At 70.8% G+C, this 18,711-nt stretch carries 18 protein-coding genes; 1 reads left to right on the plus strand and 17 read right to left on the minus strand.

What is annotated here, in order from left to right:
* Window positions 1-4 precede the first annotated feature (4 nt).
* The 9 genes from ACY3FI_RS09130 to ACY3FI_RS09170 all read right to left on the minus strand — a co-directional run bounded on the left by ACY3FI_RS09130 (window position 5) and on the right by ACY3FI_RS09170 (window position 7,679).
* Window positions 5-907, minus strand: coding sequence for a F0F1 ATP synthase subunit gamma (locus tag ACY3FI_RS09130; RefSeq protein WP_462547213.1), 903 nt, complete (start codon window positions 905-907; stop codon window positions 5-7).
* Complete coding sequence (gene atpA, locus ACY3FI_RS09135) at window positions 908-2,536, minus strand: F0F1 ATP synthase subunit alpha (protein WP_462547214.1); 1,629 nt, start codon at window positions 2,534-2,536, stop codon at window positions 908-910.
* Window positions 2,537-2,645: 109 nt separating this feature from the next.
* Entirely contained in the window at window positions 2,646-3,440 is a 795-nt protein-coding gene (locus ACY3FI_RS09140) for a F0F1 ATP synthase subunit delta (protein WP_462547215.1), read from the minus strand.
* A gap of 2 nt (window positions 3,441-3,442) precedes the next feature.
* On the minus strand, window positions 3,443-4,000 hold the full coding sequence (locus tag ACY3FI_RS09145) for a F0F1 ATP synthase subunit B (RefSeq protein WP_462547216.1): 558 nt from the start codon (window positions 3,998-4,000) through the stop codon (window positions 3,443-3,445).
* 9 nt (window positions 4,001-4,009) lie between these two features.
* The gene (gene atpE, locus ACY3FI_RS09150; RefSeq protein ID WP_462547217.1) at window positions 4,010-4,249 is read right to left on the minus strand and encodes an ATP synthase F0 subunit C; all 240 of its coding nucleotides are present in this window, start codon (window positions 4,247-4,249) and stop codon (window positions 4,010-4,012) included.
* A 66-nt stretch (window positions 4,250-4,315) separates the two neighbouring features.
* Entirely contained in the window at window positions 4,316-5,176 is an 861-nt protein-coding gene (gene atpB / locus ACY3FI_RS09155; RefSeq protein WP_462547218.1) for a F0F1 ATP synthase subunit A, read from the minus strand.
* 105 nt (window positions 5,177-5,281) lie between these two features.
* A complete protein-coding gene (locus ACY3FI_RS09160; protein ID WP_462547219.1) occupies window positions 5,282-5,785 on the minus strand; it encodes a Cg1360 family ATP-synthase-associated protein in 504 nt (167 codons plus the stop codon).
* Entirely contained in the window at window positions 5,782-7,008 is a 1,227-nt protein-coding gene (locus ACY3FI_RS09165; RefSeq protein WP_462547220.1) for an MraY family glycosyltransferase, read from the minus strand. Before ACY3FI_RS09165 ends, ACY3FI_RS09160 begins: the two co-directional genes overlap by 4 nt.
* Window positions 7,005-7,679 (minus strand): L-threonylcarbamoyladenylate synthase, encoded by a 675-nt coding sequence (locus tag ACY3FI_RS09170; RefSeq protein WP_462547221.1) that lies wholly within the window; start codon window positions 7,677-7,679, stop codon window positions 7,005-7,007. Before ACY3FI_RS09170 ends, ACY3FI_RS09165 begins: the two co-directional genes overlap by 4 nt.
* 37 nt (window positions 7,680-7,716) lie before the next feature.
* On the opposite strand from ACY3FI_RS09170, the gene ACY3FI_RS09175 reads away from it, so the two are divergent.
* Entirely contained in the window at window positions 7,717-8,361 is a 645-nt protein-coding gene (locus ACY3FI_RS09175) for an HAD family hydrolase (protein WP_462547222.1), read from the plus strand.
* A 45-nt stretch (window positions 8,362-8,406) separates the two neighbouring features.
* On the opposite strand, the gene prmC is transcribed toward ACY3FI_RS09175, so the two are convergent.
* The 8 genes from prmC to ACY3FI_RS09215 form a co-directional block, all read right to left on the minus strand.
* Window positions 8,407-9,282, minus strand: coding sequence for a peptide chain release factor N(5)-glutamine methyltransferase (prmC, locus tag ACY3FI_RS09180; RefSeq protein ID WP_462550339.1), 876 nt, complete (start codon window positions 9,280-9,282; stop codon window positions 8,407-8,409).
* A gap of 20 nt (window positions 9,283-9,302) precedes the next feature.
* Window positions 9,303-10,385 carry a peptide chain release factor 1 gene (gene prfA, locus ACY3FI_RS09185; RefSeq protein WP_462547223.1) on the minus strand — a complete coding sequence of 361 codons (1,083 nt, stop codon included), beginning with the start codon at window positions 10,383-10,385 and terminating at the stop codon, window positions 9,303-9,305.
* Between the two features lie 3 nt (window positions 10,386-10,388).
* The gene (rho, locus tag ACY3FI_RS09190; RefSeq protein ID WP_462547224.1) at window positions 10,389-12,590 is read right to left on the minus strand and encodes a transcription termination factor Rho; all 2,202 of its coding nucleotides are present in this window, start codon (window positions 12,588-12,590) and stop codon (window positions 10,389-10,391) included.
* A 161-nt stretch (window positions 12,591-12,751) separates the two neighbouring features.
* The gene (gene thrB, locus ACY3FI_RS09195; RefSeq protein ID WP_462550340.1) at window positions 12,752-13,699 is read right to left on the minus strand and encodes a homoserine kinase; all 948 of its coding nucleotides are present in this window, start codon (window positions 13,697-13,699) and stop codon (window positions 12,752-12,754) included.
* A 44-nt stretch (window positions 13,700-13,743) separates the two neighbouring features.
* Window positions 13,744-14,823 (minus strand): threonine synthase, encoded by a 1,080-nt coding sequence (thrC, locus tag ACY3FI_RS09200; RefSeq protein WP_462547225.1) that lies wholly within the window; start codon window positions 14,821-14,823, stop codon window positions 13,744-13,746.
* A 47-nt stretch (window positions 14,824-14,870) separates the two neighbouring features.
* Window positions 14,871-16,190, minus strand: coding sequence for a homoserine dehydrogenase (locus ACY3FI_RS09205; RefSeq protein WP_462547226.1), 1,320 nt, complete (start codon window positions 16,188-16,190; stop codon window positions 14,871-14,873).
* A 26-nt stretch (window positions 16,191-16,216) separates the two neighbouring features.
* Window positions 16,217-17,641 (minus strand): diaminopimelate decarboxylase, encoded by a 1,425-nt coding sequence (gene lysA / locus ACY3FI_RS09210; protein WP_462547227.1) that lies wholly within the window; start codon window positions 17,639-17,641, stop codon window positions 16,217-16,219.
* Window positions 17,642-17,798: 157 nt separating this feature from the next.
* Window positions 17,799-18,554: a hypothetical protein gene (locus ACY3FI_RS09215; protein WP_462547228.1), complete on the minus strand. Its 756-nt coding sequence runs from the start codon at window positions 18,552-18,554 to the stop codon at window positions 17,799-17,801.
* Window positions 18,555-18,711: the final 157 nt, after the last annotated feature.

An 18,711-nucleotide genomic window follows, 5' to 3' on the forward strand; every position in this document is an offset into this window, starting at 1 on the left:
ACCACTACTTCTTCTTCGACGAGAGGGCGTCGGCGCCGCCGACGATCTCGGAGATCTGCTGGGTGATCTCGGCCTGACGCGCGTTGTTCGCGAGCCGGGTGAACTCACTGATCAGCGAGTCGGCGTTGTCGCTCGCGGACTTCATGGCCTTCTGACGGGCGGCGTGCTCGGAAGCAGCCGACTGCAGCATGGCGTTGAAGATGCGGCTCTCGATGTACACCGGGAGCAGCGCGTCGAGCACCGCGTCGGCGTCCGGCTCGAACTCGTACAGCGGGAGGGGCTCGCCGCTCGTCGGCTCGTCCACACCCTCGACGACCTCGAGCGGGAGGAGGCGCACGACCTGGGGCTCCTGCGTCGCGAGGCTGAGGAAGCGGTTGAAGACGATGTGGATCTCGTCCACACCACCCTCGGCCGTGTCCTGGAGGAACTTCGACACGACCGCGTCGCCGATCTCCTTCGCCGTCGAGAACTCGGGCTGGTCGGTGCCGCCGATCCACTGGCGCTCGGAGTCGCGCTCACGGAACGTGAAGTACCCGACGGCCTTCCGACCGACCAGGTAGAACACGACGTCCTTGCCCTCGCTGCGGAGCAGGGAGGCGAGCTCCTCACCCTGCTTGAGGACGTTCGAGCTGAACGCGCCGTTCAGGCCGCGGTCCGAGGTGAACAGCACGACGGCCGCGCGGGTCGAGGACTCGGGCTCGGTGGTCAGCACGTGGTCGACGTTCGAGAACGTCGCCACGGCCGACACGGCCCGCGTCACGGCCCGCGAGTACGGACCGGACGCGGCCATGCGCGCCTGTGCCTTCTGGATCCGCGACGCCGAGATCAGCTCCATCGCGCGGGTGACCTTCTTCGTGGTCTTCGCCGACTTGATGCGCTGTCGGTAGACCCGGACCTGTGCCGCCATCTAGCGCCGACCCTTGACGATCTGCTCCTGGTCGACGTCCTCGGCGTCCGCCGCGTCGAACGACTCCGAGCCGAGCGTCTTGCCGTCGCTCGTCTGGAAGCCCTTCTTGAAGGCGTCGATCTCGCGGTCCATCGCGGCGACGGTGTCGTCGCTGAGCTGGTTGGTCTCACGCAGGGTGGTCAGCACGTCCGAGTTGCGGCGGAGGTGCTCGAGCAGCTCCGACTCGAAGCGGAGCACGTCGGAGACGGGCACCTCGTCGAGCTTGCCGTTCGTGCCGGCCCAGATCGAGACGACCTGCTCCTCGACCGGGTACGGCGAGTACTGCGGCTGCTTGAGGAGCTCGGTCAGACGCGCACCACGGTCGAGCTGACGACGCGACGCCTGGTCGAGGTCGGACGCGAACATCGCGAACGCCTCGAGCGAGCGGTACTGCGCGAGCTCGAGCTTGAGCGTGCCGGAGACCTTCTTGATCGACTTGACCTGCGCGTCACCGCCGACGCGGGACACCGAGATGCCGACGTCCACGGCGGGACGCTGGTTCGCGTTGAACAGGTCCGACTGCAGGAAGATCTGGCCGTCGGTGATCGAGATCACGTTGGTCGGGATGTACGCCGAGACGTCGTTCGCCTTGGTCTCGATGATCGGGAGACCCGTCATCGAACCGGCGCCGAGCTCGTCGGACAGCTTCGCGCAACGCTCCAGCAGACGGGAGTGCAGGTAGAAGACGTCACCCGGGTAGGCCTCGCGGCCCGGCGGACGACGCAGGAGGAGCGACACCGCACGGTAGGCCTCGGCCTGCTTCGACAGGTCGTCGAAGATGATCAGGACGTGCTTGCCGCCGTACATCCAGTGCTGGCCGATGGCCGAACCGGTGTACGGAGCGAGGTACTTGAAGCCGGCGGGGTCGGAAGCCGGGGCGGCGACGATGGTGGTGTACTCCATCGCGCCGGCGTCCTCGAGCGCACCCTTGACGGAGGCGATCGTGGAGCCCTTCTGGCCGATGGCGACGTAGATGCAGCGGACCTGCTTGTCGGTGTCGCCCGACTCCCAGTTGGCCTTCTGGTTGATGATCGTGTCGATCGCGATCGCCGTCTTGCCGGTCTGGCGGTCACCGATGATCAGCTGACGCTGACCACGGCCGACGGGGATCATGGCGTCGATGGCCTTGATGCCGGTCTGCAGCGGCTCGTGGACCGACTTGCGGGACATGACGCCCGGAGCCTGGAGCTCGAGGGCACGACGGCCCTCCGCTGCGATCTCGCCGAGACCGTCGATCGGGTTGCCGAGCGGGTCGACCACGCGGCCGAGGAAGCCGTCGCCGACCGGGGCCGAGAGGACCTCGCCGGTGCGGGTGACTTCCTGGCCCTCTTCGATGCCGGCGAACTCGCCGAGCACGATGGCGCCGATCTCGTCCTCGTCGAGGTTCTGCGCGAGACCGAGGGTCCCGTCCTCGAAGCGGATGAGCTCGTTCGCCATGACGCCGGGGAGGCCCTCGACGTGCGCGATGCCGTCGCCCGCGTCGGTGACGTGCCCGACCTCGGCCGTGGAGGCCTTCGTCGGCTCGTAGTTCGAGACGAAGTCCTTCAGGGCATCACGGATCTCATCGGGGCTGATGGTGATGTCTGCCATGGGATTTTCCTTGTGGTTTTCCGGGGCCCTTCGGCTCCGAGAGGGTGATGCTGCCTCGTGAGGGGCAGTTCCCGTTGTGGACTTGGTGGAGTCGGCTTCGACGGTACGCTCAGCCGGCGAGCTGGAGCCGGAGCTCCGACAGGCGTGTGGACACCGTGCCGTCGATGACGTCGCCACCGACCTGCACGCGGACCCCGCCGACGACCGCGGGGTCGACGACTCGGTTCACGCTGACGTCCTTGCCGTAACGCTCCGCGATGCTCCGGGCGACACGAGCCGCCTGGCCGTCCGAGAGCGGCGTGGCGGTGAAGACCGTCGCGACGACCTTCCCGGCCTGGTCGGCCACGATGCGCGAGGCATCGCGGACGATCTCACCGATGCGACGACCGCGCGGCTGCTGCACGAGGTGCTGCAGGATCGCGGTGGTCTGCGGCGAGACCTTCGCACCGACGAGGCGCTGCACGAGCGCGCCCTTCTCCGACGGGCTGCCGAGCTTGGTGCCCAGCGCCAGTTCGAGCGCCGCGTCCGAACGGACGGCGGTCTCGAAGGAGAACGACTCGGCTTCGATCGACGTCTCCCCCGACGCGGTGCGGGCGACGGCGCGGATACCCGCGTCCTCGATGCCCGCGAGCAGGTCGGACTGCGACGACCAGCGGGAGCCGGCCACCGCGGTCAGGACCGCACGCGTCTCGTTGGACTGTCCGGCGAAGACGCGGTCGAGGACCGCCTTCTTGCCGACGACGTCCGCCGTCGGGTCTGCGAGCAGACCGAGCAGCTGGGGCGCCCCGGCGATCGCACGCCCTGCGGCGAGGATCTCCACACCCGTGTCGAGCGTGACGGACTCGCCGAGGTCGGCGAGGACCGCACGCGTCGACGCGAGTGCTTCCCTGGTGGCGCTGCGCATGCTCAGCGCTCCCCGGCGGCCGACTGGCCCTGCGAGGCCTCGAGGTCGGCGAGGAAGCGGTCGACGACCGCAGCCGACTTCGCGTCGTCCTTCAGGGACTCCCCGATCACGCCGGAAGCGAGGTCGAGGGCGAGGGTGCCCACCTCGCTGCGGAGCGACTGGAGCGCGCTCTGACGCTCGGCCTCGATCTGCGCCTGGGCGTTGGCGGTGATGCGTGCTGCATCGGCCGACGCCTGCTCGCGGACCTCGTTGCCGATCGCAGTGGCGTCCGCACGGGCCTGCTCACGGATGCGCGACGCCTCGGCGCGCGCCTCGGCGAGCTGCTTGTTGTACTCGTCGAGCGCAGCGGCGGCCTGCTCTTGAGCAGCCTCCGCCTTCTTGATGCCACCTTCGATGGCCTCGGTGCGCTCGTCGAGCATCTTCGTGATCCGGGGGATGATGACCCGCCAGAAGACCAGCAGGATGACGATGAACGCCACCGCGGACCACACGATGTCGTACAGCGGCGGAACGAGGGGACTGTGCGTCTCCTCGGCCGCGATGATGAGTGCGTTCGGCATCGAGGACCCTTAGTTGCCGGTGAAGATGAAGTACGTGGCGATGCCGATGAAGGCCAGGGCCTCGGTGAAGGCGATACCGATGTACATGAGGGTCGTCAGACGGCCCTGGAGCTCCGGCTGGCGAGCGACGGACTCGATCGTCTTGCCGACGACGATGCCCACGCCGATGGCCGGACCGATCGCTGCGAGGCCGTAGCCCACCGTCGCGATGTTGCCGTTGATCTCCGCGAGAACGGTCGTTGCGTCCACGTGTTTTCCTTTCGAGTGCGGCCCGGCTGGTGCCGTGCCGTAATGGGGGTCAGTACAGGTCGTTGGTCAGTGCTCGTCAGCCAGCGCGAGCTGGATGTACACAGCGGTCAGCAGCATGAAGACGTAGGCCTGCAGCAGCGCGACCAGGATCTCGAAGAAGCTGAACGCGATGCCGAACGCGAGCGTCCCGACGCCGAAGAGCTTGAACAGGCCTTCGCTGTCGAAGAAGAAGAACTGCGTGGCAGCGAAGAACAGGACGAGCAGCAGGTGGCCGACGACCATGTTCATCAGGAGTCGCAGCGTCAGCGTCACCGGACGGAGCACGAAGGTCGAGACGAGCTCGATCGGCGTCACGATGATGTAGAGCGGCCACGGCACGCCGGGCGGGAAGAGGGCGTTCCGGAGGAAGGCGCCCGGGTGCTTCCGCAGACCGGCGTAGATGAACGCGACGTACGCGACGATCGCGAGGATCATCGGGTAGGCGATGCGGCTGGTGCCCTGCAGGTTGAACCCCGGGATGAGACCGGTGAGGTTCAGGAACAGCACGGAGAAGAAGATCGTGGCGAGGATCGGCAGGAACCGCTTGCCGTCCTTCTCCCCCAGGTTGTCGAAGGTGTTCCGGCGGACGACGTCGAAGGCGTACTCGACGAGCGCCTGGCCACGACCGGGGACGAGCTTGAGCGAACGGGTCCCGATGATGCCGATCAGCAGCAGGACCGCGACGGCGACGAACCGGATGATGACGAGTCGGTCGATCTCGATGGGCGTCCCCGCGAAGAAGATCGCGTCCGGGAAGAACTCGTTGATCGACGGACCATGGAACTCGGCGGCCTGGCTGCTCCCCGCCGCGACGGGGTTACCCGCAGCGGTGAGGGACAGGGGAAGAGCGTGGGATAGCAGCGCTGTCTCCTGTGTCGGCGCGCGCACGCATGGCACGCGATGGTGGACGTTGTGGAGGCTCGCCCGCTCCGAGCTGAGGCTCCGGACGCGGACGACCAGAAGCCTATCAGGTGCGAGAGGCTTCTCGGGCTCTCAGGGGCGGGGGGTGTCGTTCCCAGGGGCGCCGGAGCCGCCCGGCGCGGACGGGCCGCCGTCCCCGGGCAGTGAGACCCCGATCGGGATCCGCGCCTTGGCCACCGCGACGACGTCGATCACGAGCGAGCCGACGACCCCGACGATGATCACGATCGCCAGGACCGGGAAGTCGATCCAGGTGCGGTCGCGCAGGAGCAGGAGCACCACGAGGAACAGCACGAACTTCAGGATCCAGGTGCCCATCACGATGCCGAAGAAGGCCCCGGAGATCATCTGGCCCTTGGACACCCGGAGCGCGACGAGGACGGAGAGCGCGGTGAGCCCGAGGAAGACGACGCTCAGCACGGCCCCGAGCAGCCCTCCGGCGAGTCCGGGGGTGCCGGCGACGAGCAGCCCGACGACTCCCCCGACGACGGCGAGGGCCACGGCGAGGACACCGGCCCAGACGAGGATGCGGCGGAACACCGGCCGGACGTGGTCGAGCGCGTTCGGTGCGGTCACGAGGGGTCTCCAGGGATCGTTCGGTCGTTGGCCGCCCGGTCGAGCGGGTCGAGGCTGGCGTCGACGACGGTGGTCGAGCGGGTCGCGGTCTGCGCGGCGAACTCCGCGCGCTTGCGGCCCAGTGGGGCGAAGGTGGCCACCGCGCAGACGGCGAAGCCGACCGAGACGAAGGCGACGACCCACCACCAGTCCACGAAGAGGAACAGCAGGCAGCCGAACGCCACGGTGGCCGTCCAGGCGTAGAAGATGAGCACCGCGTGGAAGTGCGAGTGCCCCATGTCGAGCAGACGGTGGTGCAGGTGCTTGCGGTCGGCGGAGAACGGCGACTTGCCCGCGCTGAGACGACGGGTGACCGCCAGCCCGAAGTCCAGGATCGGCACGATGAGGATCGCGAACGGCAGCAGGATCGGGATGAAGGCCGGCAGCAGTGCCGTCCGGCTCTGCACGGCTGCCGGGTCGATGTTGCCCGTGACCGAGACGGCACTCGTGGCCATCAGGAAGCCGACGAGCAGCGCGCCGGCGTCGCCCATGAACAACTTCGCCGGGTGCCAGTTCAGGATGAGGAACCCGAAGCACGCGCCGACGAGCACCGCGGTGAGCAGGGACGGCAGGTTGAAGAAGAACTCGGTCTGCACGACCACGCGGTTGATGAAGAACGTGTAGAGGAAGAACACGCCGCCCGCGATGATCGCCACACCGGCGACGAGGCCGTCGAGCCCGTCGATGAAGTTGACCGCGTTCATCACGAGCACCACCGCCAGCACGGTGAAGATCAGGCTCATGTAGGAGGAGCCGACGCCGAGCGTGTTGCCGATCGGCAGCGAGACGATCGCCACCCCCTGCCACGCGAGGATGCCCGCCGCGATGATCTGCCCTGCGAGCTTCGTCATCCAGTCGAGGTCCCAGATGTCGTCCGCGACGCCGAGCACCACGATGATCGTCGCGCCGCCGAGCACCGCCAGCACTCGCCCGGGCTCGCTGAACACCAGGCGGAAGTAGTCGGTGCCGGCGATCGACGGGAAGAGGAACCACGCCGCGAGCAGCGACACGATGACACCGATGTACATGGCGATGCCGCCCAGGCGCGGCGTGGGCGTCCGGTGGACGTCGCGCTCACGGACCTTCGGGTACCAGCCGTACCGCAGGCCGGCCTTCCAGACGAGCCAGCTGCAGCAGAAGCTCACGACCGCGGCGATGGCGCCCGCGAGCAGGTAGTACTTCACGCGATCAGGTCGGCTCCGACGACCCGTGCGATCTCGTCGTCGGGGATCACACCGTGCCGGACGATCCGGAGCTTCCCGCCGTCGGACAACCCGGTCGCGTCGACGATGGTCGACCCGGTCGAGGCCGCGAAGCCGTCGTGCACGTCGATCGCGCCGCCGTCGAGGTAGACCGAGACGCTGTCCCCGAGCATGGCCTCGGCCTGGTCGGCGTCCATCGCGGCCGGGTCACCCGTGGTGTTGGCCGAGGACACCGCGAGCGGCCCGACCTCCTGCAGCAGTTCGAGCGCGATGCGCGAGTCCGGCATCCGGAGCGCCACGGTCCCCCGGGTCTCGCCGAGGTCCCAGTCGAGCGACGGCTGCGCGCGGAGGATCACGGTCAGCCCGCCGGGCCAGAACTCGGCGACCAGGTCGCGCACCGCCTGCGGCACGTCGCTCGCGAGCGCCTCGAGCGTCGGCGGACCGGGGATGAGGACCGGCGGCGGCGACTGGCGGGTGCGGCCCTTCGCGTCGAGGAGGCGCTGCACCGCGGCCGCGCTGAAGGCGTCCGCGGCGACGCCGTAGACGGTGTCGGTGGGGACGACGACGAGCTCCCCGCGTCCGAGTGCGGCACGTGCGAGCCGCATCCCGGTCAGGAGCCCGTCGGAGTCGGTGCAGTCGTATCGGGATGCCATGACTCGACGATGATAGTGCGACACAATGGTGGACATCGTGAACGAGACGCCTGCGCCCCGACTCCTCTTCCTCTTCGACATGGACGAGGTCCTGGTCCGGTACGACTGGCAGGTCCGCATGGCCGCGCTCGCCGACCTGACCGGACACGACTTCACCGAGCTCCGGCGCCGCTGGTGGGACTGCGGGCAGGAGCAGCGCGCCGAGGCCGGCCACTTCGCGGACGGGGACGCCTACCTCGCCGCCTTCGCGGAGGCGATGGGGTGCGAGGTGCCCGAGGACGACTGGGCCCGGATCCGCGGTGCGGCGATGACCGAACTGCCCGACCGGATCGACGCCGTGCGCGCCGCGGCCGAGCACGGCCGCGTCGGCCTGCTCACGAACAACGGCCCGCTCGCCGGCCGTTGGATCGCGCGGTGGGCCCCGTCACTGCCACCGCTGTTCGGCGAGCACCTCGACACGACGAGCAACTTCGGCGCGCGGAAGCCCGAGCCCGAGGTGTTCGAGCGCGCGGTCGCGCACCACGGCGTGCCGGCCGAGCGCACGTTCTTCGCGGACGACATGCCCGTCAACGTCGAGGGCGCGCGGAGCGTCGGCATCCACGCGGTGCTCGTCGAGGAGCACACGGACCTACGCGCCGAGGTGCTCGCCTTCGTCGCCGCGCAGACGGCCGCCGTCGTCTGAGGACGGCTGACCGGTCACCGGTCTGGAGGCGCGGGGCGCGTCCGCCTAGCGGGTCGCGGTGGTCGTGCGGTCGCGTCCGGTCAGGTCGACGTGCGTCTCCGGGGACCGGAACCCCCGCCGCGCGAGCACGTCGCGCACGCCGGCGCCCTGCTGCTCGGCGTGCTCGATGACGAGCAGCCCGCCCGGCACGAGCAGGCGCCAGGCCGTCTCCGTGAGGGCCCGCACGGCGTCGAGGCCGTCCGCTCCCCCGTACAGCGCGAGCGCCGGATCGTGGTCGCGGACCTCGGGGTCCACGGGCACCATGTCGTCCGGCACGTACGGCGGGTTCGACACGACGACCGACACGGTGCCGTCGAGCTCGGGCAGCGCGTCCGCGAGGTCGCCCTCGACGAGCCGGACCGTCCCGCCGTGGGCCTCGACGTTGCGCTGGGTCCACGGGAGCGCATCGGGCGACCGCTCGACGGCGTAGACCAGCGCGTTCGACACCTCGGTGTCCATCGCGATCGCGATCGCGCCGCTGCCCGATCCGAGGTCGACGGCGATCGGCTGCGGCACCGCCACCGCCCGGAGCGCGTCGATGCCGAACTGGACGACGCCCTCGGTCTCCGGTCGCGGGACGAACACGCCGGGTCCGACGGCCAGGGTCAGCATCCGGAAGTGCGCCTCCCCCGTGATGTGCTGCAGCGGCTCACGCGTGACGCGACGCGCGACGGCGTGCCGGAAGCGCTCGACGTGCTCGGCGGCGATCGCTCCCCCGGTCAGCGCACGGGCCTGCACGGCACCACGCGAGGTGTCGGTCGCCCAGGCGAGCAGCAGCTCGGCGTCCACCCGAGGGGTGGGGACGCCGCGCGCGACCAGCGCAGCGGTCGCCTCGTCGAGGAGGCGATCCGCTGCGGACGTGGGTCGACCGTCGGAGGTGATCCGTGCCTCCCGGGCGGTGATCAGGCGTCCTGGTCGCCGATGGCGGCCAGTCGGGCTTCTTCGTCGGCGCGGATGGCCGACTCGATGACCGGCTCGAGCGCCCCGTTCATCACGCGGTCCAGGTCGTACGCCTTGTACCCGGTGCGGTGGTCCGCGATGCGGTTCTCCGGGAAGTTGTACGTGCGGATGCGCTCGGAACGGTCCATGCCGCGGATCTGCGACTTGCGCGCGTCCGAGGCGATGGCGTCGAGCTCCTCCTGCTGGCGCGCGAGGATGCGGGCGCGGAGGACGCGCATGCCGGCCTCGCGGTTCTGCAGCTGCGACTTCTCGTTCTGCATCGCCACCGTGATGCCGGTGGGCAGGTGGGTGATGCGGACCGCGGAGTCCGTCGTGTTGACGGACTGCCCGCCGGGGCCGGACGACCGGTACACGTCGATCTTGAGGTCGTTCTGGTTGATCTGGACCTCTTCGGGCTCGTCGACCTCGGGGAAGACGAGGACACCCGTCGTCGACGTGTGGATGCGCCCCTGCGACTCGGTCTGCGGCACGCGCTGCACGCGGTGCACGCCGCCCTCGTACTTCAGGTGCGCCCAGACGCCCTGCGAGGGGTCGGTCGCGTTCGACTTGATCGCGACCTGCACGTCCTTGTAGCCGCCGAGGTCGCTCTCGGTGCGTTCGAGGAGCTCGACCTTCCAGCCCTTCGACTCGGCGTAGTGCGAGTACATGCGCAGGAGGTCGGCCGCGAACAGGGCCGACTCCTCACCGCCCTCGCCGCCCTTGATCTCCATGATGACGTCACGACCGTCGTCCGGGTCCCGCGGGATGAGGAGCCGACGGAGCCGCTCCTGGCGCTCCGCGAGCTGCTCCTCGAGCCCGGGGACCTCGTCCGCGAACGCCTCGTCCTCGCGCGCGAGTTCCTGGGCGGCGGCGAGGTCGTCCCCCGCCGCCTGCCAGGACTCGTACGCGGCCTTGATCTGGCTGAGCTCGGCGTAGCGCCGGTTGACCTTCTTCGCACGGGCCGGATCGGCGTGCAGCGCGGGGTCCGACAGCTGGTGCGTCAGGTCCTCGTGCTCCGCCAGCAGCCCCGCCACCGACTCGAACACGCGTTACTCCTGGTGGCCGTTGTGGTGCCCGCCGGTCGTCGGGACCGACTTCTGCACCTGGACCAGGAACTCGACGTTCGACTGCGTCTCCTTGAGGTTCCGCAGCACGATCTCGAGCGCCTGCTGCGGGTCGAGCCCGGCGAGGGCACGACGCAGACGCCACGTGATCTTGACCTCGTCGGCGGAGAGCAGCTGCTCCTCGCGACGGGTGCCGGAGGCGTTGACGTCGACGGCCGGGAAGATCCGCTTGTCCGCCAGGTGGCGGTTGAGGCGGAGCTCCATGTTGCCGGTGCCCTTGAACTCCTCGAAGATCACCTCGTCCATCTTCGAACCGGTCTCGACGAGCGCGGTCGCGAGGATGGTCAGCGAGCCGCCGTCCTCGATGTTGCGCGCCGCGCCGAAGAAGCGCTTCGGCGGGTAGAGCGCCGCCGAGTCCACGCCGCCGGAGAGCACGCGGCCCGAGGCCGGCGTCGCCAGGTTGTAGGCGCGGCCGAGACGGGTGATCGAGTCGAGCAGCACGACGACGTCGTGGCCCAGCTCGACGAGGCGCTTCGCACGCTCGATGGCGAGCTCGGCGACCGTCGTGTGGTCCTCGGCGGGACGGTCGAAGGTCGAGGCGATGACCTCGCCCTTCACCGAGCGCTGCATGTCGGTGACCTCTTCGGGCCGCTCGTCGACGAGGACGACCATGAGGTGCGCCTCCGGGTTGTTCTTCGCGATCGCGTTCGCGATGGCCTGCAGCACGACGGTCTTGCCGGCCTTCGGCGGCGACACGATGAGGCCGCGCTGGCCCTTGCCGATCGGCGACACGAGGTCGATGATCCGCGTCGAGAGCTTCTGCGGCTCGGTCTCGAGGCGCAGGCGCTCGTTCGGGTACAGCGGCGTGAGGTCCTGGAAGTCGACGCGCGCGGCGGCCTCGTCGGCGGTCTGGCCGTTGACCGAGTCCACCTTGACGAGTGCGTTGTACTTCTGGCGGCTCTGCTGCTCGTTGTCGCGCGGCTGCTTGATCGCGCCGACGACGGCGTCTCCCTTGCGGAGGTGGTACTTCTTCACCTGACCGAGCGAGACGTAGACGTCGCTCGGGCCCGGGAGGTAGCCGGTGGTCCGGACGAAGGCGTAGTTGTCGAGGACGTCGAGGATGCCCGCGATCGGGATCAGGACGTCGTCCTCGGTGATCTCCGGCTCGAACTCGTCGTTCTGGCCGCCACGACCGCGCTTGCGGTCGCGCTGACGACGGCTGCGGCTGCCCTCGGCGTCGTCGGCGGGCTGCTGGCCGCCCTGCTGGACGTTCTGCTGCGCGTTCTGCTGCTGGCCGTTCTGCTGCTTCTGCTGGCCGTTCTGCTTCTGCTGCTGGCCGTTCTGCTGCTGGCCCTGCTTCTGGTCGGCGTCCTGCTTCTGCTGCGCGTTCTGCTGCTGGCCGTTCTGCTGCTGGCCCTGCTTCTGCTCGCCCTGCTCGGCCTGCTGCTCGCCGTTCTCGGCGTTCTGCCCACGACCGCGGCCACGACCACGGCTGCGACGACCGCGACGCGAACCGTTCTCGCCCTGCTGGTCGCCCTGGTCGCCGTTCTCGGCCTGCGCGTCCTGCCCGGACTGCTGCTCGGTCGCGTCGGACCGCTCCTGCTGCTCGTCCTGACCGCCGGCCTGCTGGGCCTCGTCCTGCTGCTGGCCGTTCTGCTGCTGGCCGTTCTGCTTCCCACGACCGCGGCGCTGACCGGACTGCGCGGCCTCCTGCGCGTCCTTCTCGGCGCGGACCTGGTCGAGCCCGGCGAGGAGGTCCTCGGTGCCGGTGTGCCCGTGGTTGGTGTGCTCGGCGGCCGAGGTCGGCGCCGCGCTGACGGTGCCGCCGGACGACGCACGGCGGGAACGACGGCCACGCGACGGCTGCTCCTGCTCGGGCTCGGCCTGCTCGGGCGCGGCGTCGGCGGCCGGGGACGTCGCCGGCGTGGCGAGCGTGGGCTGCTCGACCACCGGCGCCTCGGCGGTCGGTGCCTCGGCGGCGGGCGCCTCGGCGGCGGGCGCCTCGGCAGCCGGGGTCTCGTCGACGGCGGGACGCTTGTCCTCGATCGACGCGATGAGGTCGCCCTTGCGGAGCTTCGAGAGCCCGGTGATGCCGAGGGCGGAGGCGATGCGCTGGAGCTCCGGGAGACGGAGGGCGCGCAGGTCGCTGGGGATCTCCACCGGGGTGGAGTCGTTGACGTTCGTCAAGGTGGGTGATTCCTTTCGAACCGCAGAACGCGGAGATTTTCCACCGTCCCGGACGCATGGGAGTGCGACGACCGCCGTTCAGACGACGGACCGGGATCGGTGATCAGGAAGAGAGTGCCCCCGCGCACCGGACCCTGCGTGGCGAGGATCGTTCCTGGTGCCTACGCGGGTTCGGCTTGGAGCGCCGAGTGCGGCACCACTGTAGCACCACCGAGGTCGACGGCCAGCATGAGCGCCCGCCAGTCGGAGACACCGTGTCGCGACACCAGCTCCGCGGCGGTCAACCGCTGCGCCGGGTCGCTGCCGAGCACGAGGAGGCTCGGACCGGCACCGGACACGACGGCCGCGAGACCCTCCTGCCGCAGCAGCCCGATGAGCGCGTCCGTCTCCGGCATCGCACTCGCCCGGTACGCCTGGTGCAGTCGGTCCTCGGTCGCGGCGAGCAGCAGCTCCGGGCTCTGGATGAGCGCGGCGACCAGCAGGGCCGAACGGGAGACGTTGAACGCGGCGTCCTCGTGCGGGACGCTCGCCGGCTGCAGGGAGCGTGCGAGCTTGGTCGAGAGCGTCGACGTCGGCACGAACACCACGGGCGAGACGCCGCGGTGCACGAGGAGCCGCTTGTACGCCGGGCCGTCCGCGGTCATCCACGCGATCGTCAGGCCACCGAAGAGCGCCGGGGCGACGTTGTCCGGGTGCCCTTCCATCTCGGTCGCGAGCGCGAGCAGCGTCGTGGCGTCGAGGTCGACGACGCCGTCGAGGAGACCGCGGGCCGCCATCAGGCCGGCGACGATCGCCGCCGCGGAGGACCCCATGCCACGGCCGTGCGGGATGGCGTTCACGGCGTGCAGCTCGAGCCCGGGCTGGTCGGCGACGCCGGCGTGCTCGAGGCCGCGCCGCACCGCACGGACGACGAGGTTGTCGTCGTCGGTGGCGACCTCGCCCGCCCCGACACCCTCGACCGTGACGACGGCGCCGGGTTCTGGGCGGACGCGGACGACCACCTCGTCGTAGAGCGAGAGCGCGAGCCCCAGCGAGTCGAACCCCGGGCCGAGGTTCGCCGAGGTCGCCGGGACACGCACCCGGACCGCCCGTCCGGCCGGTACAGCGATGCGGGCGGGCGTGCCCTCCCCCGGTCCGGACGAGCGGTCGGCGCTCACTCGGCGCCGACCAGTCCGAGCACGTCGGCGACCGACTTCGTGTCGACCGGGACGCTCGTCGGCGCGACCTCGCCGCCGTCCGGCGTGCGGAGGGCCCACTGCGGGTCCTTCAGGCCGTGTCCGGTGACGGTGATGACGACCTTCGCACCCTTGGGCACGATGCCCGCGTCGGCACGCTCGAGCAGGCCGGCGACGCCGATCGCGGAGGCCGGCTCGACGAACACGCCGACCTCGGCCGACAGGATGCGGTGCGCGGCGAGGATCGCGTCGTCGGAGATCGCGCCGAAGTAGCCGTCGGTCTCGTCGCGGGCCTCGAGGGCGTACTGCCACGACGCGGGGTTGCCGATGCGGATCGCGGAGGCGATGGTGTCCGGGTTCGGGACGACCTCGCCGCGCACGATCGGGGCCGATCCGGCGGCCTGGAACCCGAACATGCGGGGCATCCGGGTCGAGCGACCGGCGGCGACGTCCTCGCGGTAGCCACGGGAGTACGCCGTGTAGTTGCCGGCGTTGCCGACCGGCAGGAAGTGGAAGTCCGGGGCGTCGCCGAGCACGTCGACGACCTCGAAGGCGGCGGTCTTCTGACCCTCGATGCGGTCGTTGTTCACCGAGTTGACGAGGTGCACCGGGTAGTTCGCCGCCAGGTCGCGGGCGATGTCGAGGCAGTCGTCGAAGTTGCCCTGCACCTGCAGGAGCTGGGCGTCGTGGGCGACGGCCTGGCTCAGCTTGCCCATCGCGATCTTGCCCTCGGGCACCAGGACCGCGGCGGTGATGCCCGCGTGCGTGGCGTACGCCGCAGCCGAGGCGCTCGTGTTGCCCGTCGAGGCGCAGATGACGGCCTTCGCACCGTGCTCGACGGCCTTCGAGATCGCCATGGTCATGCCGCGGTCCTTGAAGGACCCCGTCGGGTTCATGCCCTCGTACTTGACGTAGACCTCGGCGCCGGTGCGCTCGGAGAGCCGCCTGGCCGGGATGAGCGGGGTGCCGCCCTCGCCGAGGGTGACGACGGGCGTCGCCTCGGTGACGTCGAGACGGTCGGCGTACTCGCGCAGGACTCCCTGCCACTGGTGGGCCATCAGGCTCCCCTTCTTGTTCGGTCTTGGGTCTCGTGGGGTCGGGCGCCTCAGGCGCCGACCATCCGGAGGACGCTGGTGATCTCGACGACGACGTCCTCGTTGCGGAGCGCCACCACCGTCGCGGCGAGGTCGCTCTCACGCGCGAGGTGCGTGCCGATGACGAGGTTCGCGGTGCCGGCCGCGCCGTCGCCCGGGTCGGTCGCGGCGGACTGCTCGACGGTCTCGACGCTCACGCCGTGCTTCGCGAGCACGCCCGCGACCGTCGAGAGCACACCGGGGGCGTCCGCCACGTGCAGGGTGATCTGGTAGCGGGTGCGGACCGTGCCGATCGGGAAGACGGGCAGGTCGGCCTGCGTCGACTCCGCGATGCCGGGGCCGCCGATCACGTGGCGGCGGGCGGCGGACACGAGGTCGCCGAGCACGGCCGACGCGGTCTCGACCCCGCCGGCGCCGGCGCCGTAGAACATGAGGTCACCGGCTGCCTCGGCCTCCACGAACACGGCGTTCTTCGCGCCGTGCACGCTGGCGAGCGGGTGCGACTCGGGCACGAGCGCCGGGTACACACGGGCGCTGACGCCCTCGACACCGTCTGCGTCGGTCAGGCGCTCGGCCGTCGCGAGGATCTTCACGACGTACCCGGCCTTCCGGGCGGCGCGCACCTGCTCGATCGTGACCGAGGTGATGCCCTCGCGGTGCACGGCGGCCAGCGGCACCGAGGTGTGGAACGCGAGCGAGGCGAGGATCGCGGCCTTCTGCGCGGCGTCGTAGCCCTCGACGTCCGCGGTGGGGTCGGCCTCGGCGTACCCGAGGTCGGTCGCCGTGGCCAGGGCATCCTCGAAGGTCGCGCCCTCGCGGTCCATCAGGTCGAGGATGAAGTTCGTCGTGCCGTTGACGATGCCCATGATCCGCTCGATGCGGTCCCCCGCGAGCGAGTCGTGCAGCGGACGGATGATCGGGATCGCACCGGCGACCGCGGCCTCGTAGTAGAGCTGCGCGCCGACCTGCTCGGCGACCGCGAAGAGCTCGGGGCCGTGGGTCGCGAGGAGCGCCTTGTTGCCGGTGACGACGTCGGCGCCGGACTGCAGGGCCTGGAGGACGAGCGTGCGCGCGGGCTCGATGCCGCCGATCAGCTCGACGACGATGTCCGCGCCGAGGATGAGCGACGCCGCGTCCGTCGTGAAGAGCTCCTGCGGCAGGTCGACGTCACGCGACGCATCGACGTCCCGCACCGCGATGCCGACCAGCTCGAGTCCGGCCCCGGCGCGCGAGGCCAGCTCGTCGCCGTGTTCGAGGAGCAGGCGCGCGACCTGCGAGCCGACCGAGCCGGCTCCGAGCAGGGCGACGCGGACGTTGCGGTATTCGATCATCTGGTGCGGGTCCTGTCGGTCGGGGGTCAGCGGCCGGTGCCGGTGGCGGGCTCGGCTGCGACCCCGGTGTCGCGGGCGAGGAGGTCGTCGATCGACTCGCCTCGGACGAGGATACGGGCTGTGCCGTCCGCCACCGCGACGACCGGCGGGCGTCCGACGTGGTTGTAGTTGCTCGCGAGCGCCCAGCAGTAGGCACCGGTGGCCGCGACCGCGAGGAGGTCTCCGCGGTGCACGTCGCCGGGGAGGTACTCGTCGTGCACGACGACGTCACCGGACTCGCAGTGCTTGCCGACGACGCGGGTCAGCACCGCGTCGGCGTCCGAGCTCCGGGCGAGCCGCGCCGTGTACTCCGCGCCGTACAGGGCCGGACGGGCGTTGTCGCTCATGCCGCCGTCCACCGAGACGTACGTGCGGGTGGCCGACTCCCCCGTGGTGTCGTCCGCGATCACCACCGGCTTGATGGTGCCGACCCGGTACAGCGTGATGCCCGGCGGACCGACGATGTAGCGGCCGGGCTCGACCGCGATCTCGGGGACCGGGATGTCCCGCTCGGCGCAGGCCTCGGCGACGATGGTCGCGAGTGCGTCGGCGACGTCCTCGGGGGCGAAGGCGCTGTCCGCCTCGGTGTAGTCGATGCCCCAGCCGCCACCGAGGTTGAGCTCCGGCACGGGGCCGGTCGCCACGAGGGCGGCGTGGACGTCCATGAGCCGACGCGCGGCCTCGCGGAAGCCGCCCTCGTCGAAGATCTGCGAGCCGATGTGCGAGTGCAGCCCGACGAACGCGAGCGACGGCTCGGCACGCACCGCCTCGGCCGCGGCGACCGCCTCGGTCAGGGGGATGCCGAACTTCTGGTCCTCGCGCGCCGTCGCCAGGTACTCGTGCGTCGACGCGTGCACACCGCTGTTGATCCGGACGCGCACGCGCTGCACGACCCCGGCGTCGGCAGCGGCCCGGGCGACCCGGCCGATCTCCTCGTGGCTGTCGAGGACGATCGTGCCGAGGCCGACCTCGACCGCGCGGGCGATCTCGGCGTCGGACTTGTCGTTGCCGTGGAACCCGAGCATCGCCGGGTCGACCCCGCCCGCCAGCGCCACCGCCAGTTCACCCGCGGTGCAGACGTCGACCCGCAGCCCGGCCGCTGCCATCCACGCGGCGACCTGCGTCGTGAGGAACGCCTTGCCGGCGTAGTAGACGTGCGCCCGGCTGCCGATGCGCTCGAAGGCCTCGGCGAAGGCGTCGCGCACGCGGACGGCACGCGACTGCACGTCACGCTCGTCGACGACGTAGAGCGGGGAGCCGAAGCGGGCGACGAGGTCGTCCGCGGTGAGGCCGCCCACCGCGAGCTGCCCGTCGTCGGTGCGGGTCGCGGAGGCGGGCCAGATCCGCGGCTCGAGCGCGGAGGCGTCGGTCGGGAACCGCAGTCGCTCGGGGGCAAGGGGGTTGGCGCTCACGGGACCCGATCCTACCGAGCCGAGCAGCGCCTCCTGGCCGCGTTACGCAGGTCGTGGAGCACGCGACCAGCCAGTCGCGGAGCACGCGACCAGCCAGTCGCGGAGAACGCGACCGGGCAGTCGCGGAGAACGCGACCACGCGCCGCGCCGCCGGGCCTCAGCCGCAGCGCCCGACGGTCCGCAGCCCGGCCTCGTTGAGCGGCAGCGAGTCGGCCGTGACGCGCACCGAGGCCTTCGCCGAGGTGATGTCGAGCGAGCGGATCCGGAGTTGCTCCGGGAGGAACCGCGCGGTGCACACCTGCACCGGCACCTTCGTCACCCCGGGGATCGAGTCCACGTTCAGCCCGAGCGCGGTGTTGTCGATCTTCACCGTCTTCGGCGTGATCGTGATGCCCCGGCCGTCCGACTGCGCGACGACGGCGCCCTCGGCCGAGTAGGCGATCTCGTACCCGAGCACCGCCGTGGACCCGCGCAGCTCGACGCCGCCGTCCGCGAGCCGCACCCGGTCGAACAGCGGGCTGTACTTCGAGAGGTCCTTGACCGCCCCCGAGGCGAGGGTGACCGTGCCGTCGACGTCCTGCACCTCGCCCGTGCCGTCGACCGGCACGTCGTGCGCGGTGACGTCGGCGGCGAGGGGGACGCCCTCGACGGTGATCCGGTCGGACGCGATGTCGACCCGGTCGAGGGTGCCCCGGAGCAGCTGCGGGATCACGATCCCCTCGGCGTGCGCCTGCACCTCACCGGTGGTGCCGGCGGGCAGCGCCTCGTCGACCTGCTCGGCGATGATGCGGTCGACGACGCCGCGCAGCACGAACTCCGCGACGACGACGAGCGCGGCCAGCACGACCAGGACGACGAGGAGCACGATCGGCCAACGGCGGCGCCTGCGGTTCGGGGCGGGGGCGACGGACATGCGTCCCACCCTGCCAGGCTCCCCCGGCAGCCAGCCTGGAGGCGCGGTGGGCGTCCGCCCCGCGGGTCCGGTCGTGCGCGTGACCTGGTCCGGTGCCCACGCACGGAACCAGGTTCCGGACACAGCACCGGGGAAGAGCGCGGTGTGGTGTCCGGAA

The organism is Curtobacterium sp. RM9, from assembly GCF_054956955.1.

What these genes read in the sequence shown, in the direction of transcription:
- ACY3FI_RS09140 (WP_462547215.1), bottom strand. Translation starts at nt 3,440, where the DNA reads ATGCGCAGCGCCACCAGGGAAGCACTCGCGTCGACGCGTGCGGTCCTC.
- thrC (WP_462547225.1), bottom strand. Translation starts at nt 14,823, where the DNA reads ATGGCCCACCAGTGGCAGGGAGTCCTGCGCGAGTACGCCGACCGTCTC.
- atpA (WP_462547214.1), bottom strand. Translation starts at nt 2,536, where the DNA reads ATGGCAGACATCACCATCAGCCCCGATGAGATCCGTGATGCCCTGAAG.
- ACY3FI_RS09215 (WP_462547228.1), bottom strand. Translation starts at nt 18,554, where the DNA reads ATGTCCGTCGCCCCCGCCCCGAACCGCAGGCGCCGCCGTTGGCCGATC.
- ACY3FI_RS09205 (WP_462547226.1), bottom strand. Translation starts at nt 16,190, where the DNA reads ATGATCGAATACCGCAACGTCCGCGTCGCCCTGCTCGGAGCCGGCTCG.
- ACY3FI_RS09145 (WP_462547216.1), bottom strand. Translation starts at nt 4,000, where the DNA reads ATGCCGAACGCACTCATCATCGCGGCCGAGGAGACGCACAGTCCCCTC.
- ACY3FI_RS09170 (WP_462547221.1), bottom strand. Translation starts at nt 7,679, where the DNA reads ATGGCATCCCGATACGACTGCACCGACTCCGACGGGCTCCTGACCGGG.
- ACY3FI_RS09130 (WP_462547213.1), bottom strand. Translation starts at nt 907, where the DNA reads ATGGCGGCACAGGTCCGGGTCTACCGACAGCGCATCAAGTCGGCGAAG.